12 protein-coding genes are annotated in these 16,280 nt (G+C 52.5%); 2 read left to right on the top strand and 10 right to left on the bottom strand.

Going from position 1 to position 16,280, the window contains the following annotated elements; all coding sequences use genetic code 11:
* Window positions 1-37: 37 nt before the first annotated feature.
* The 4 genes from MKY74_RS20235 to MKY74_RS20220 form a co-directional block, all read right to left on the bottom strand.
* Window positions 38-697 (bottom strand): response regulator, encoded by a 660-nt coding sequence (locus tag MKY74_RS20235; RefSeq protein ID WP_076165680.1) that lies wholly within the window; start codon window positions 695-697, stop codon window positions 38-40.
* A gap of 43 nt (window positions 698-740) precedes the next feature.
* Window positions 741-2,105 carry a sensor histidine kinase gene (locus MKY74_RS20230; protein ID WP_076169294.1) on the bottom strand — a complete coding sequence of 455 codons (1,365 nt, stop codon included), beginning with the start codon at window positions 2,103-2,105 and terminating at the stop codon, window positions 741-743.
* A gap of 543 nt (window positions 2,106-2,648) precedes the next feature.
* The gene (locus tag MKY74_RS20225; protein ID WP_076165683.1) at window positions 2,649-5,561 is read right to left on the bottom strand and encodes a glycoside hydrolase family 3 protein; all 2,913 of its coding nucleotides are present in this window, start codon (window positions 5,559-5,561) and stop codon (window positions 2,649-2,651) included.
* Between the two features lie 133 nt (window positions 5,562-5,694).
* On the bottom strand, window positions 5,695-6,591 hold the full coding sequence (locus MKY74_RS20220; protein WP_076165686.1) for a stalk domain-containing protein: 897 nt from the start codon (window positions 6,589-6,591) through the stop codon (window positions 5,695-5,697).
* A 259-nt stretch (window positions 6,592-6,850) separates the two neighbouring features.
* On the opposite strand from MKY74_RS20220, the gene rlmD reads away from it, so the two are divergent.
* Together rlmD and MKY74_RS20210 are read left to right on the top strand one after the other, a co-directional pair.
* Window positions 6,851-8,260 carry a 23S rRNA (uracil(1939)-C(5))-methyltransferase RlmD gene (gene rlmD, locus MKY74_RS20215; protein WP_076169295.1) on the top strand — a complete coding sequence of 470 codons (1,410 nt, stop codon included), beginning with the start codon at window positions 6,851-6,853 and terminating at the stop codon, window positions 8,258-8,260.
* A gap of 35 nt (window positions 8,261-8,295) precedes the next feature.
* Window positions 8,296-9,003 carry a DNA alkylation repair protein gene (locus tag MKY74_RS20210; protein ID WP_076165689.1) on the top strand — a complete coding sequence of 236 codons (708 nt, stop codon included), beginning with the start codon at window positions 8,296-8,298 and terminating at the stop codon, window positions 9,001-9,003.
* An 82-nt stretch (window positions 9,004-9,085) separates the two neighbouring features.
* Here the strand turns inward: MKY74_RS20210 and MKY74_RS20205 are convergent, their stop codons facing one another.
* The 6 genes from MKY74_RS20205 to MKY74_RS20180 all read right to left on the bottom strand — a co-directional run bounded on the left by MKY74_RS20205 (window position 9,086) and on the right by MKY74_RS20180 (window position 16,272).
* The gene (locus MKY74_RS20205) at window positions 9,086-10,798 is read right to left on the bottom strand and encodes an ABC transporter substrate-binding protein (protein ID WP_432206586.1); all 1,713 of its coding nucleotides are present in this window, start codon (window positions 10,796-10,798) and stop codon (window positions 9,086-9,088) included.
* A gap of 183 nt (window positions 10,799-10,981) precedes the next feature.
* A complete protein-coding gene (locus MKY74_RS20200) occupies window positions 10,982-12,403 on the bottom strand; it encodes a glycoside hydrolase family 43 protein (protein ID WP_084203684.1) in 1,422 nt (473 codons plus the stop codon).
* 269 nt (window positions 12,404-12,672) lie between these two features.
* Complete coding sequence (locus MKY74_RS20195; protein WP_076165695.1) at window positions 12,673-13,671, bottom strand: cation diffusion facilitator family transporter; 999 nt, start codon at window positions 13,669-13,671, stop codon at window positions 12,673-12,675.
* Between the two features lie 167 nt (window positions 13,672-13,838).
* Window positions 13,839-14,501, bottom strand: a complete 663-nt coding sequence (locus MKY74_RS20190; RefSeq protein ID WP_076165698.1) for a hypothetical protein — start codon at window positions 14,499-14,501, stop codon at window positions 13,839-13,841.
* Window positions 14,502-14,602: 101 nt separating this feature from the next.
* Complete coding sequence (locus MKY74_RS20185) at window positions 14,603-15,745, bottom strand: NAD(P)/FAD-dependent oxidoreductase (RefSeq protein ID WP_076165701.1); 1,143 nt, start codon at window positions 15,743-15,745, stop codon at window positions 14,603-14,605.
* A 98-nt stretch (window positions 15,746-15,843) separates the two neighbouring features.
* A complete protein-coding gene (locus MKY74_RS20180; protein WP_076165704.1) occupies window positions 15,844-16,272 on the bottom strand; it encodes a GNAT family N-acetyltransferase in 429 nt (142 codons plus the stop codon).
* Window positions 16,273-16,280 lie beyond the last annotated feature (8 nt).

The raw sequence follows: 16,280 nt of genomic DNA, 5'->3' as shown, positions 1-16,280 counted from the left end.
TCCGTTTAGCGGCAGGACTTAAAGTTCGTTCAGTGGCCTAATTCGGCTCCATCAACCCTTTTTGCCAGGCAAATACGGCAGCTTTGGTCCGATCCAGCATATGGAGTTTGCTTAAAATATTGCTTACGTGGCCCTTCACCGTTTTTTCGCTGATAATGAGCTTCTCGGCAATTTCGGCATTTGACAGCCCTTCGGCGATCAGGCGAAGCACCTCAAGCTCACGATCACTCAACTCGGCAAAAGGGTTGGCATCCTCATGCCGTGATTCGCGAATTTCCTGAACTACGCGAGCGGCCACCTGCGGATGCATCATCGATTCTCCGCGAACGGATCTTCGTACGGTCTCGACCAATTGGCCCGGTTCGATATCCTTCAGAACATAAGAGACCGCACCAGCCCGAAGGGCCGGAAAAATATGCTGATCATCGTGAAATGAGGTCAATACAATGATCTGCGATCTTGGACTGACCTGCTTTACCCTCTGGGTTGCTTCTACGCCCCCGATGCCGGGCATGACCAAATCCATCAGCACGATATCGGGCACCAGTTCCTCGGCTATCCGAACGGCTTGTTCTCCTGAATCCGCCTCCCCAACGACAAGGCAATCCGGCTGTATTTTGAATAATGCGTGCAATCCCTGCCTTACAATCGCGTGATCATCGACGATCAGAATGGTGATCTGTTCCAATTCTGTCACTACGGCTCACTCCCACACTAGAAATCTATCAATACCAGTAACCTCAGCTTATTTCCTTTTGGTTTTCACGGGTATAGCACTGTGCTGTTATCAAGGTACCTTTGCCAGGTTCACTCCAAATATCTAGCTTTCCGCCCAGGGCTGCCATACGCTCCCTCATGGATGAAAGCCCGACGCCGGGACGGATATGCAGTTCATCAAAACCGCGGCCGTTATCCCGAATCATGAGCGTTATGGAATCGCTGCACTCCAAACGAACCGTCACTTCTCTGGCCCCGCTGTGACGGGCCGTATTAGATAAGGCTTCCTGCGCAATCCTGTAGAATGCTTCCTCGATGGCCGGCAGCGCCATATCGTCGCCAAATGATTCAAATGCAGCCGCAATGCCTGTCTGCCCCTGCCAAGCCCGTACATACTCCGAGAGAGCCTTGGGCAGATCTTTACCTTCCAATGCAATCGGTCGCAGTGCCAATATAAGAGCATTCAGCTCCCTCTGCATATGGCCAATCAGCTTTTCCGCTTCCGCCAAATGCGATTTGGCAGTTTCTTTATCCTGTTCAATCAAGGATCTTCCGGTATTTACCCAAATAGAGACTGCAAACATTTGCTGCTTGATGCTGTCGTGCAGCTCCCGTGCCAAACGATTGCGCTCTTCGACCGCCGCCAAATCCTGCCGTGTCCGCAGCAGCTGTTGGAGCTGTCCGGCCATATGATTTAGCCTGTGACCCAGTTGTCCCAACTCGTCACCGGAATGGTCCTGTACAAACACGGAGAAATCACCTTCACTCCAGCGGTTCGCCGATGTGAGAAATTTCTGAATCCGGCGGACAAGACTCCGAGATGTTACAATGCCGAATGCAATACCGACAATTGTGGCACCAACCAGAAATCCCAACAGACTGATCCCGAAGAAACTAGCCGCATTCGGAATAAACTGGCTGAAGGTTTGGGATGCCAGATGGATATGGCTCGCCTTGACCACAAGAACCGCCCGAACTTCCACGTTATTAGCAATCGGCGCTACGATATATACCGTATCTTGGACCTTAGCTGTATAAGTCCTTAATGTCTTGGCCGCTGTGGGCACTAGTGCAAAGGTTGACTGGATGTTCAGCCGGACTTTATCAGGTATGTGAAGCATTCGGATGTCAGGCATAGAATCACCTGAGAAGGCCAGAATCTCGCCGTCTGGGTCAACCACGGCCGAATAACCTTGGAATTCAGCACCGAATTCGGCCGGCCACTCCCGTAGAGCTTGATCGAGCTTGTTTTGGTTGATATAAGGCCCGCTGATGCTTGAAGCAGCATTTTGGGCAACGGTCCCAACCTGCATGGCAAGGACTTTGTTCGTATTGAGATTCACAAAAGCATAATAACCCAAAACGGCAATCATCTCGAGCAGAATCATGACGACAATCGTTGTAAGGATATAAAATAAGGTCAATTTCCACTGCAGCCGATGAAATCGTCCGGATTTGTTCGCTAACACGGTGAATCCCCTCTTTTTCTGATCAAATCATACCGCCCCATCCGCTTGTAATAGGCGATTCGATTATAGCATGGAAACATTAACCAAAGACAAACGGAAATATGAGACTTCTTGACGAAAATGACTGCCTACTAAGCTCAAATGTCATTCCCATCGGCATATTGCGCTTTGAACAGAAAGTTCTAATCGTTACCGATAACGGAATAACACTGAATGGCCTGATAAACAAGCTTTCAAGGATTGTCTTGATGTCATGCTCCGTGACTTTGATGCGGCGGCCAACCCATTGCTCAGATCCTGGAAAAGGAAACAAAATGGACCGGAACAGTACTCGAGAGCGAAGTAAACCGTGCTAATTCTGTCTAAATCAAACACTTTAACCCGCCTTCAATTGAAGGCGGGTTAAAAACATTACCCAATATATATAGGGCATCCTGCATTATAAAATGAGATGCTCTTCGATTAAGCGAATTGGAATTGGCTAATTGCCAGGTTCCCTTTCAAAATAAAATACACATTCTGACTTCCGTGTATTCCGCTAAGCTTGCAGGAATAATCCTGCCATGTCTGTAAGTCGCCTGAAGTTAGAGTGATCCGGCCCACAGGCAGCCCTTCAGGATGATCCAGCCGCACTTCAACAACGGCATCCGCCGCTCCGGCCGCCCGGATCCGCAGCGTATCCGCACCGTCCTCGAACTTGGCATCACGGAAAGTGATCCATCCGGATTGATCCTTCACGATCACGGCGCTGCCGCCTTCCGTACACTCACCAATCAGAACGCCTTCGTAATCGTCGTAATTGATGGCTTTCGTTGATTGCGTCAGGTCACGCGGCGGAATGGTCTCCCCGTCTACAACCAGCTCGGCTGTCAGCGGCAGGTTCTCCGAAGAAGCGCCGGCCATCATCATATAGGTGCCGGTCTCGATGCAGTAGCGCTCGCGGGTGACATCCCAGATCGCCAGCTGATCGAGCGGAACTTCAAAGGACACATCGGCTGTCTCGCCCGGTTGAAGCATCACTCTGCGGAATCCAAGCAGCTGCTTGCGCGGACGCTTGACGCGGGACTGATTTGCCCGGCCGTACAGCTGCACCACTTCCTCCCCTGCCACTTCACCGATGTTGGTTACCCTGCATGTCAGACGAACCGTTTGATCCGTGCCTGCCGTAAGCTTTTCCTTCTCAAGCTGCAGCCCATCGTACCGGAAGCTGGCGTAGGACAAGCCGTGTCCAAACGGATACAGAGCCTCGCCCTCGAAGTATTGGTACGTTCTGCCGTGCTTAATGACATCATAGTCCATAAATTCCGGCAGCTGGTCGACGGATTTATACCACGTCATATTCAGTCGTCCCGCCGGGTTGGTGTCCCCGAACAGCACGTCTGCCAAAGCATGGCCCAGTTCCTGGCCGGCATGGGACGTGTACAGGACGGACGGTACATTCGCGTCCACCCAGTTTAGCGCGTACGGGTAACTGCCTACGATGACGACCACCGTGTTCGGATTGGCTGTATAAACCTCCTGAATCAGCTTCTCCTGCGATTCCGGAAGCGTAATGTCCGGACGGTCGATCGTCTCCTTGCCGTTAATCAGCGGATGATTGCCGACGAACACAACCGCCAGGTCCGCTTCCGCAGCTGCTTCTTTGGCAGTCTGAAGCTTGTCCGTGACGATTTCCAGCTCGAACAGATCGGCATGGACGATCGGGGCGTCCTCACCGGATACTTCGGCAGCACCTGCAACGTTAATCTCATTCGCGGTCTCCGCGGCTTGGCCGTCGCCAACCAGCAGCTGACCTGATTCGGCATGAACCGTCACCGGTGTACCGTTCCATGTTGAGAAGGTTACGCACCCTTGCTCATGTTCGGCAGGATGGATGAGGAAGACTTCTTTGGTGAACCACTCCCAAATTTGTTCGGACGACGCTTTAACGATCTTATCGTCAGTTGTCAGGTAGCGGCCATTGTCTTCAGAGATCAAGGTGTGGCTTCCCCAGCCCCAATCCGTCATTTCAAACACAGACGCATCCAAAGCATTTTCGGTCGTTGCAGCCAGCGCGGCCTCTTCTCCGGCCTGAATTCGCACATACCGCCCCGTCTTTTTGGATTTAAGCCGAATCCGGTCCGTTCCCCCGCTGTAACTTGTCTTGCCGTTCGTTCCTGCCCCGGAAAGCTTCTCTTGGATGCCCTGAAGCGGCGTGACGGCATAAGGGAGCGAACCGCTGTACCAATCCCGGTACACCATTCCGGCGAGCGGCCCAATCACGGCCACTTTGTTCAGCTTGTCTGCATTGAGCGGGAGAAGCCCACGGTCATTCTTCAGCAGCACCATTGCCTTTCGGGCGGCCTCCCGGGACAGCACCGCATGCTCTGGCTGCAGGATTACGGATTCGTCGATCGCAGCATACGGGTTGCCCTCTTCAGGATCGAATTCGCCGAGCCGGAAGCGGACGCGGAAGGTATTCGTCAGTGCGGCGTCAAGATCGCTCTCGGCCAGCAGTCCCTCACGCAGATCTTCACGCAGCGCCTCCTTGATCACAGCCGAATCGTCCGTGATGCTGTCAATCCCGCCTTCTTTAACGGAGCGGGCGACGGCCTCCTTATACGTATCCAGGTATCCATGATCGCGGACGGTACCGGTCACGTCGAAGGCATCGCTTACGACAAAACCGTCCATGCCCCACTCGTCCTTAACGATGGCTTTGACGTCAGGACTCAGGTTCGCCGGCACGCCGTTGATGGCGTTGTAAGCCGTCATCATGGACTGGGCGCCGCCTTCCTTGAACGGAATCTCAAACGCTTTCAAATAATATTCCCTCATGTTGCGCGGATCAATGCTGACCGAAGCGTCACCCCGGCCAACTTCGTTATTATTCGCAATAAAGTGCTTCAAAGTGGCAACCGCTTTCAAGTATACAGGATGGTCGCCTTGAATGCCCTGAATGAGCGCGGAGGCCAGTTTCCCGGTCAGGATCGGGTCTTCTCCATAGGCTTCTTCTGTTCTACCCCAGCGCGGGTCGCGTTCCAAATCGACGGTCGGAGCCCACAGGGTCAATCCGTTCACTTCGGGATTACGGCGGTAGAACCCTCTGGCCTCGTCACCGATGACGCTGCCGATTCGTTTCATGAGTTCCGTGTCCCACGTACAGCCAAGGCCGATCGGCTGCGGAAATCCGGTCGCTTCTCCCAGCCACGCCATGCCGTGGGCTGCTTCCGTACCGTGTTTATACGCTTTCACACCGAGCCGCTCGACGGCAGCTTGATATTGAACCATCAGCTCCACTTTTTCTTCCAGTGTAAATCGGGAGACCAGGTCTCTCACTCGTTCTTCTAGAGGTAAGGATGTATTCTGAAATGGATAGTCGGTCTGTGCTGGCATCGTTATCATCTCCTTCAGGCGTATTTTAAGCCATATCGGTTTCAGGAGATACCCGGATAATTAGAGGCGTTTTCATATAGAATTCATAGAAAGCCTGTCCGTTAGATCACGCTGAGGAAAGATTCGTATGTTCCTAGTTCATCGGTGCGTATTCGACAAAGCCCGTCGTCAATGTTCTTATGCGGATGTCGACGCGCTCCACCTTCCAAGCCCCTCCTATCCAGATGAGCGTAACGGTCCGATCCTCAATGTATTGATCCTCTCCCGTCAGCCCGTTCCCTAACGGAGCCGATTGTGTAAGCGTGGCGGCAGTTTTGCCGGTATATTCGGGGAGGGTATCCGGATCTTTATAGCGGCCGGCTGCCTGCAGCCCTCGATCATGAATCAGTGTACGGATGAAGCGATCGGTAAAATAGGGTTTGTAGTGTGCGCTCACGTATTTAGCGTCCGGGTTTTGGACTTCGTTTAATTTATCCGACAACATCTTCATGCGGGCGGAGGTCAGTTTTTGGGTACCCGGCATAGAAACAGGAGATGGTGACGGTTTAATTTGGATCCGGATTCCTTCCAGCTTCGCCGTGGCAAGCTTGGACGGACCACCCCACTCAACAGTAGCTCCCAATGCTGCTGCGACAAATTTTAACGGAACATAGACACTTCCATTCAACACTTGGACGGGAGCTCCCATATCGGCATACTCGCGATGCGGCAGGTCCGGATATTCAGGAAATTCTCCTCTTGATGGGGTCTCCACGATGGCCCGCTTGAAATTTGCAGCCAGCCGAATGGTAAGGTCGTTTTTGCGGATGACCAATTCCTTTTCTGCAGGAAACCATTCTATACGGGCTCCAAACGGTTCGATTAAAGGCCGGACCGGGACGAGGAGATGTCCTTGGTTCCATTCTGCATGTTGAACTGCTACCGACAGTGGGGCTGCTGCGGCTTGTGCAGATTCATTCATCGCAAATCCCATCATTTCCAATCCTTTTGTGGCCATCGTGATCCATAATAATAATTTCAGCTTTTTCATATGAAACAGGTCACCTCTGCTGCTTTTTAAGATATAAACGCTGACCAACAGGAAATGTCACGGAAAATGCAGAACCCGGCGTCGGAACATGGCATTCGTACCTTGCCGCGTGGTATAGTGAAACGAAGAACAAGCGATGGAGTGTAGAACGAACATGAATGAACGAAAACATCCCAATAACAAACGACAGTCCCAAGCAGGGACTCATTTATATCGAAAGGATACAGCTGCTCGCAAAGGCTTCCGCAAAAATGAGCCGATGAAGCAGACGCCTGGCTCTGCCCGCGATCATGCCGATGAGCTTCGGACCGGCGACCGCATCGTCGTGACCATCAAACGTTTGGGCATTAACGGTGAAGGCGTAGGTTATTATCGGCGGAAGGCGGTTTTTATCGACGGAGCGCTGTCCGGTGAAGTCGTCAAGGCCGAGGTAACTGAAGTGCAGCCTAAGTTTATCAAAGCGCAGCTTACAGAGGTGGAGAAACGATCTCCCCACCGGATCGAACCTCCCTGCCCGGTTTTCGGCGTATGCGGCGGCTGCCAGATTCAGCATATCTCATATGAAGGACAGCTGCAGGCCAAAACGGACATTGTCCGCGAAGCGTTCAACCGGTATGCCGGTATCGACCAGCTCAAGCTGAAACCGATCCTGGGCATGGACCACCCTTGGGGATACCGCAACAAAGCCCAGCTGCAAGTGGAACGCCGGAACGGCGAAATCATAGCAGGGCTGTATGAAGCCGACAGCCACAGCATCGTGGATATCAGCGGCTGTCCAATCCAGCATCCAAAGGTGAATGAGGCCGTGGAGAAAGTGAAATCCGTGCTGGAAGAACTGCGCATCCCGCTGGCCAAAGAAAACGGCAGTAAAGATGGCGTGCGTACGATCGTGGTGCGTCACGGCTTTCAATCCGACCAGCTGCAGGTGACGTTGGTTTGCGCAAACAGCAGCCTGCCGCGTCAGGACGATCTCATTCGTCTGCTCAGATTGTCTATCGACGGATTGGCAGGAATCGCCCTGAACGTCAATCCGAAGCGGACCTCGCTGATCTTCGGAGACCGGACCATCACCATATGGGGGGCCGATTCCATGCAGGAATCCTTGAGCGATTTGGAATTCTCTCTTTCGCCGCGAGCGTTCTTTCAGCTCAATCCGCAGCAGACCGTAAAGCTGTACGAATCGGTCCGGGCAGCCGCCGGCCTGACCGGCCGCGAGACGGTCATTGATGCTTACTGCGGCACCGGCACGATCGGACTCTGGCTGGCCCCGCATGCCAAGGAAGTTCGTGGTATCGAGACGATCGCAGAAGCTGTAGAGGATGCCAAGCGGAATGCCGAGCGCAACGGCCGTCATAACGCCAGCTTCCATCTAGGCGAAGCGGAGGATTTGCTCCCGCGATGGGTCAAAGCGGGACTTCGCCCGGACGTCATCGTCGCCGACCCGCCGCGAACCGGACTGGACCGCCGCTTCCTGGAAACCGTTCTGAAAACGAAGCCCAACCGTTTCGTGTATGTATCCTGTAACCCTTCCACGTTGGCCAAGGACAGCAAGGTGCTGATCGACGGCGGTTATGAGCTCCAGTGGGCCCAGCCCGTGGACATGTTTCCTCAGACGAGCCATGTGGAGTGCTGTTCGCTGTTCGTTTGGAACGGCAAAAGCGGAAAATAAATACGGCAACAATTTGAAGAAGGCGGTGTCAAAGCATGGATTTTGAACAGGTCATGCAGGAGCTCGAAGCTCTCGGCAAGGAACGGCTCAAGAAGCAGTATATGTCCAATGGAGCACACGAACCGCTTTTTGGCGTAGCGACAGGTGCCATGAAACCTATGGCCAAGAAGATCAAAATCGATCAATCGTTGGCTGAGCAGCTGTACGCCACAGGAAATTATGACGCCATGTACTTTGCCGGCATCATTGCCGATCCGAAAGCGATGACCGAAGCGGATTTTGAGCGTTGGATTCAGGGGGCCTATTTTTATATGCTGTCCGATTACGTGGTGGCGGTAACCTTGGCAGAAACCGATATTGCGCAACAAGTCGCCGATCAATGGATCGCAAGCGGTGAGGAGCTGAAAATGTCGGCGGGCTGGAGCTGTTATTGCTGGCTTCTAGGCAGCCGGCCGGACACTCAATTTGACGAAAGCAAACTCGCCGATATGCTGGAATTGGTGACAAAGACAATCCACGAATCTCCGGAACGCACAAAATCGGCGATGAACAATTTTATATACACGGTTGCCGTATCCTATCGGCCGCTTCATGATAAAGCGGTCGAGACTGCAAAAGCAGTCGGTCCGGTAGAAATGAAACGCGATCATAAAAAAAGCAGCATCCTAAATGCTTCGGAAAACATTCAAAAAGCGGTGGACAAGCAGCAGCTTGGTTTTAAACGCAAATATGTAAGATGTTAATTGCAGATATGTAATCTATTAAAAGAAAAGAAGATGCACAGAAGGAGCTAAAGACTCCTTTTGTGCATCTTTTTATGCGCGTTTATTTACCGCTCCACAGCTCCACTCTCGCTTTGACCAGCTCTGTATATTGCTTTTCCATCTCCACGGCGCCCGCGTCGTCGAGCTCCTTCAGCATACCGTCAAAGATCGCATCGAACTGCTCCGGTTTTGCCAGAATGGCTTCCGGAATCCGTTTACGGATAATATCCTGCGTTTTCTGATAAATCACATTATAATTACCGTCCTGCGGAGCTGCAATATTCCAGGCAGCACCCCACGGCTTGACCGGAAATTCCTTGCTCGATGGGAACAGGTCTTTCCAGGTGGTTGCTCCGTATGCCTCAAGCGTTTCCTTTTCCGGCTTGGTGTATGAGGCGATAATTTGTTCCGGAAAATTCGTCGTGTAATAGTTTCCTGTGGCGTCCTTGACACCGTCTCCGTAGTGAGCCGACATGTTTCCGTACAAGCCGATCCCGGTGGTTTTCGTAAAGTTGGCGTTATCATTCACTTTCTTATCCAGCACTTCTTGGGGAATGACCCGTTTGCCATCCACCACATTATAGTGCTTGCCTTCAATCCCCCAGTTGATCAGGACCTGGCCTTCATCGGATGCAAGGAAGTCGAGGAACTTGATCGCCCGTACAGGATCTTTGCACGCGGTCGTAATGCCAACGCCCCAGCCGGACATAAATCCGGTATCCTGGAAGTTATGATCCTTGTACTCTTCCGACATGGTCACCGGAAAATGGGCGTAGGTGCGCTCCGCCTTCCCGCTGGACTTCAGGGCATTCTCCGCTTCCGCATATCCCCATTTGGCGTCAATCAGGCCGAGGACGCGGCCGCTGGCGATTTTGGACTTATACTGATCGCTTTTTTGAACAAACGTTTCTTTATCCAGCAGACCCACATTGTACATATGGTTCAGCCAGCGGAAGTATTCTTTTTCCTCCGGCCGCTTATAGTGCAGCTTGGCTTCAAAGGTGTCCGGATTAATGTAGTATTCACCGTCGTCCTTAAGTCCGGTAGTATACACTGCGGGGTTCGTAACCGTGATCATGATTCTCCAGTCATCGGCGTCCAAAGTTAACGGAATGGTCGGCTTGCCGTCAATGGTCGGATGCTTATCTTTGTACTGCTGGAGAACGTTTTCAAAATCCTTGACGGTTCTGACTTTCGGGTAACCCAGCTCCTTCAGCACCGCATTTTGGATTTCAAAGCCGCTGCCGGCGTCAAAGTCCTGCTGATCAACAGCCGCGTTACTTGGTATGACATAGATAGATTTATCGTCGTTGCTGTATGGCAGGCGGTTCATATACTTGCCGTATACCTTTTTCAGATTCGGTGCATACTTGTCGATCAAATCGGTCAGGTCGATCATAGCCCCGGCTTCCACCAATTTATCGACATCGCCTTTGCCGTAAATCAGATCCGGGTAATCACCGCTCGCCGCCATAAGCGATATTTTATCCGCTCCCGCGCCGGATACGGCGAATTCCGCATCCAGGGTCACCCCTGTCCTTTTGGTGATCTCTTGGCCAACCTCATCCTGCATTTTGTTCCAGTTCGGGCTCGCGTCCGCCCCAAAAAACGAAAATGTGATGGGGCTCGTATCGTCCGCTTTGGAGTCCTGCGTGCTGCCGGCCGAATCGGCTGGCTTGCCATCCCCTGAACTGCTGCACCCTGCCGAAATGAACAGCATGCCGGCAAGAAGAAGCAGCCCGAATTTTTTCCCAACTGTACCTGTCATGGTCATGTTCCCCCTTATTTCTGTTAAGAATGCGTTTGCATTTTTGGGTTTAGCATAGCTGATTGATGTTAGCTCTCCCGGTTATCCTTCCGTTTGTGCCTGCAGTAAAAACGTTTTCGGAAATATCCTCGACAAACATCCCTCCTCTACCGGTTTCCGGTTTGGTTAATAGCCATTGTAATTCGTAATCTACAATCCCCCGGCCACTTCCGTGGAAAGCAGGTGGGTCTCCCCCCAGCCGATTTCCGTCAGTTCTGCTCCCGGCTGCCCGTAATAAAACACGAATTTGTCAGGGTGTACCTCGATCTTCAGTTCCAGCGGCCCTGCTGGACAAGCATGTTCTTTCTCCACGCTTAAGGAACCGACAGTGCGCCGAAGCCGTATCTTCTTGACTCCATTTCTTGACGTAACGGCAAGATCATAGTGATACTTCTCATTCATATAAACCGTTAACCCGGCTTCTTCCCCGTCGCCGACTGGTTCATATTCCATGGCTGCCGAAATATTGCAGGTAAAATGGCACAGACGGCGGCCAACAAACGCCGGAGAGCCGGTGTCGGACAGCGTCGTCCGATTTCCGCGAAGTTCCAGGTGCCCAGGCCGCCGCTCCAAAGACCAGCTACCAGGAGCGGGATTACGCAAGAAGGTCCACTCCAGCTGAAGCTGTGATGCGTCAAAGTCATCCCTTGCCGGCTTCTCGTCCCAGAGGACGGCAGGCAAATTCGGCGAGTCCATAACGGGTTCGATATGTCCGCTTGCGCCGATGACCGGCCAACCGTCCGTCGTCCAGGTTACCGGCGCAAGCATCACTTCCCGGCCCAGGTGGTGGCGCATCGGATAGGACGGAGGCCGGATTCCCAAACAAACCGCCCACCAGCTTCCATCATGAGCTTGTACCAGATCGGCATGACCTGTCGCATGGATGGTGCTCTTTATGCTCCGGTTCGACAGAATCGGATTATGCGGGCAAGAATCATAAGGTCCGTAGGGATCGGTGCTTCTGGCGATCGTCACCATATGTCCGAACTCCGTCCCGCCTTCGGCGATCATCAAGTAATAATAATCCCCGATTTTGTAGAGATGCGGCGCCTCGGGATGCGCCCCTCCGGTTCCCTGCCAGATCAACCGGCTTTCTGTGAGCATCTCACCGGTTTCCTTATCGATCTCACATTGATAAATCCCGTCTCCCTCGTCTCCCATTCGGGTCGATTGGAAATACACACGGCCGTCCTCATCGAAAAACAAGGATGGATCGATCCCGCCCTGCGCAACGTGTATTGGATCGGACCAGGGGCCGGCTGCCTCTACACTGGTCACATAAAAATTCCCGATCCCGCTAACATTGGTCGTTGTCATATAAAACATACCGTCATGGTAGCGAAGGGTTGGCGCGTAAATGCCGCCTGAACTGCCTGCACCCGCCAGCCGCAGCTGCTGCTCGTTCGTCAGGCAATGCCCGATTTGCCGCCAATGCACCAAATCTTTGCTGTGAAAAATAGGCACCCCCGGAAAATACTCGAATGTGCTGGTGACCAGATAATAATCTTCACCGACCCGGCAGATGCTGGGATCCGGATGAAACCCGGGAATGACGGGGTTGGTATACTGCATCGATGCTCAGCTCCTAATCGTGATGATTCCACATGTGACTATATGAGAGCGGTTACGCCAATTTGTTCTGGGTTCAACCGGCTCTGTCCATATTCTAAACGGTTGCCTGCAGTCAAACCTTGATGATCAAGTCAGGAAAATAGCATGATCTAGACATTCAAGCCATAAGATATGGCACATTTGACACCCAACCATCCATCCGGATTCGTGCAGCCCAACACAAAAAAGCCCGCATGCTGCGGACTTTTCAAATATCTTAATGCTAGCGATTACGAAAACTCATTCAAATGCTCCGGCGTCCAATTTTTCACACCGTTATCTTCGATGATGCCCAATACGACATCCGATATATCCGGATCCGAGCTGAGCTGGTCCTGAACGCGGAACTTAATATCATCGGCATCGGCAAGCGACAGGCCGCTCCGAAGTTCGATCATCGTATCCACATGATAGTACCGGCCTTCCTGGATAATCCGCAGACCGTTGATATCGGTGACGTCCTGATCGGACAAAATGATGGAAGACACCTTCTCCGCCACGTCGCGCGGCGCAGCCACACCGATTAGTCCGACCATATTATCATAGCCTACACGAAAAGCCACGGCCACCATCAGCACACCGATGATGACGGTCACGATGCCGTCCAGTGCTTTAAAGGCTGTAAATGTCGTGACGACAACAGCGACAAGAGCCAGAAACGCACCGGTGACCGCTACCAAATCCTCATAAAAGACCAGCCGCGTCGGAGGTGCTGAGCGTGATACATGCTTGAAGGACATAGGGATGAGTGAGATCCCGGAGGCCTCAATCCTTGCTTCTCGGGCAATTTCCTTCATCACCTTAAATAAAATCGCGCCATCGATCACCAGGTTCAGAATAAGCGCACCCACGTTAATCCAAAAAGCTCCGCCCGCTTTGGCCGGATGATGAATCAGATGCCATCCTTCCCGAATCGTTTCATAAGCCATAATCGTCACCACAATGACGGCGACCATGCAGAAAATGTTGATCACCCGGCCGAATCCGGTCGGAAATTTACGGTTGGGCTTTCTTTCCGCAAGCACGCTACCGGCAAACACAAACCCTTGGTTTACACAGTCCGCAAGCGAGTGCATCGCCGATGCAAACATCGCCCCGCTGCCGCTCAAAGCCGCCCCCACCCCTTTGGCTGCAGCGATGACCGCATTGCCGAGCATCGCGATCGCCGATGATTTGTTTCCCTTTTTGATGAGTGCCAGCCAATGCTCCCGTTCCTGCTGCTGCGCCATCTTTTGCCTCCTGCTTAAGAATCCGACATGTTTGAATATGTTCTTACGATGGGAAAAATAGCCTGATTTTATGCAGTGTAATGGGAAATTGACGATGTTTATTGGTTGCCGGGCAAACGATAAACCAAGAAAAAAAGCCCGCTATCAAGCGAGCTTTCGAAAAATCCCTAATCCACGCCGATCATGAGCCCGGTATCTCCGGGATCTTTCAGCCAAATGGACGAAATCGCCCATTGGTCATCAGCAGGTCCAGTCCCCTTCTCAATCGTGAGCATAGCTTTGCCCGTGCCTTCCACGCCTGCGGAGGTCACCAAAGGGTAATCAAAGGAGATTTGCACTTTGCCGTCCGATAACGTCTTGGTAGTCATGTTGGTGACCGTGCCCATATGAGGACTGGAGCCCCCGGTAACCCAGAAATTGTCCTCAAACTGCTGTTTGGTTTTGGCCTGCAGCGCGGGAGTCATCACAGCATACTGCATTGGCCCGCTGCGTTTCTGAACGCCGCGGATCCAGGTATTGGCGGCATCCTCCGGCGTATCGGCCTTCAGGGCATTCATGAAGCCGTTCACCTGCTGAGCCAGCTTGCTCGCCTCGGGCAATGACACATGAATGCCGTCGCTCTTGTACTCCACTTCGCCTTTCAGCTGCTCCACGATGGCCCGCAGCGAGACCATGGCGCTTCCGTTTTCGATTTTCAATTTCATAAAAGTGTTGGCGAATTCCGCCCCATTGATAAAAATCCGCGGCCCGGCCGACACCGCCAGCGCGGAGCCCGACAGAACGACAAATGCCGAACACGCCGCAATGAACACCTTCAACCGTTTCTTCATGGATCATTCTCCTTTATATACGCCATTGGAGACGTATTTCATATGTATTGATGTCATTTCTATTGTAGAAGAATAGCGATCCATGAAGGGTTACGTACGGGTTACGATTCGGTTAACGAACCCTCATCTATGGCTTTGCGGATATCGTAATCGTGTATGTCGATATCAAGCTCCATGCCTTGCGCCAGCTTAGCTAACTGATAGCCGATAAAAGGCCCCATCGTCAAACCGGAAGCACCGAGCCCGTTCGCCGCGAGCAGGCCGCTCCAGCCCGGAACGGCCCCAAGCACCGGCAAAAAGTCGGAGGTAAACGGACGGAATCCGACCCTGACCTCCTGAAAGGTACCGTCCGCCAATCCGGGCGCCAAGGTTAATCCTTTATTCAAAATCTCCTGCATACCACCCGCTGTTGTTCTTGTATCGTAGCCTTCCACGTCATTTTCATGCGTTGCCCCGATCACAATCTTCTGCTTCTCGAAAGCAAGCAAGTATTGATCCGAAGGCGGCATGACAACTGGCCATGTGCCTGTATCCTCATGATTTTCGAGCTGGAGGTGCATGATTTGCGCCTTTTGGTAACGGACGTTAAAGCGGACACCGAGCGGCTGCAGAAGCTGTCCGGCCCACGCCCCTGCACAGACAATCGTGCGGTCCGCTGCATATTCGTCGGGTCCGACCGATACTCCGCTTACCCGGTTCCCATCCACCAGAAGCTTCGCATCCCCGTGAATCACAGCAGCCCCGTGCCTCTGGGCAGACCGAATCAAAGCGTCGCGCAGGGCACGGCCGTCGACCCGGGCGGCGCCGCTGATCCGTACCGATTGATAGCCTCTCTCCAGCAGCGGAAAGCATTGATGGGTTTCTTCTTCCGAAAGCCGGGTAATACCGCCGATTTCCGGTGCATCCGCCTTACGCTGCAATGCCCGCTCCTCCATCTTCCGGATTTTCTCCGGGTCCTGGTGAACGCTGAGTGCACCGACCTTCGCATAGCCCGTCTCGGTTTCGCCTTCTCCTTCCAGTTCCTTGATTAACCCGGGATAAAAAGCCGCTCCTGCCTTGGCGAGCCTATACCAGGCCTGATTGCGGCGCTGCGACAGCCATGGACAAATGATGCCCGCAGCGGCATCCGTCGCCTGTCCTGGATCCTTGCGGTCGATGAGAAGGACATCCGCTCCCATTTTTGCCAGCTGATAGGCCGTCGATGCTCCCAGGATGCCAGATCCGATGATGATATATTTCTTCATAATTACATTCCTTTCTTGATGCCTGTTTCCCCATTATAGCGGACACTTCTCTTACAGAGGAAATTGGAGCTGATCTTTAGGTTTTCCTGAATGTACGGTTACAAATATTTTTTAAAGCCTTTGCTGACTGAGCCGTCATATCCTTCGCGTTCAAAAAATTGATGGGCCCGGACTCGTTTGGAATGGCTGAGCAGCATGATTTTGTGACAATGCAGCGATCTGCAATATTCTTCGGCATATTTCAGAAGGGATTGGCCGATATTGTTGCTGCGGTGGTCCTCATGAACGACGATGTTCTCGATCAATCCATAGGGTCTGGTCCCATGCATGGCTTGAAGACAGATGTTCAGCGTAAGCGTTCCCAGCAATGCCCCTTCCTCTTCATAGACCAGCAGAAAATTGGCGGGATCCATTCTGATTTTCTCGATCTGCTCTTCCGGCACACTCATTTTCTTGCTGTTCGGCACCAGCATTCTGTACAAGTTGCTCAGTTGTTCCCTATCTTTGGATTCCGCTTCACGGATCATAATATATT

Source organism: Paenibacillus sp. FSL R5-0378, assembly GCF_038009285.1.
Lineage (GTDB): Bacteria > Bacillota > Bacilli > Paenibacillales > Paenibacillaceae > Paenibacillus_AQ > Paenibacillus_AQ favisporus.
The sequence above is the reverse complement of the archived record's forward strand: the minus strand, read 5'-3'. Positions and strand labels throughout refer to the sequence as shown.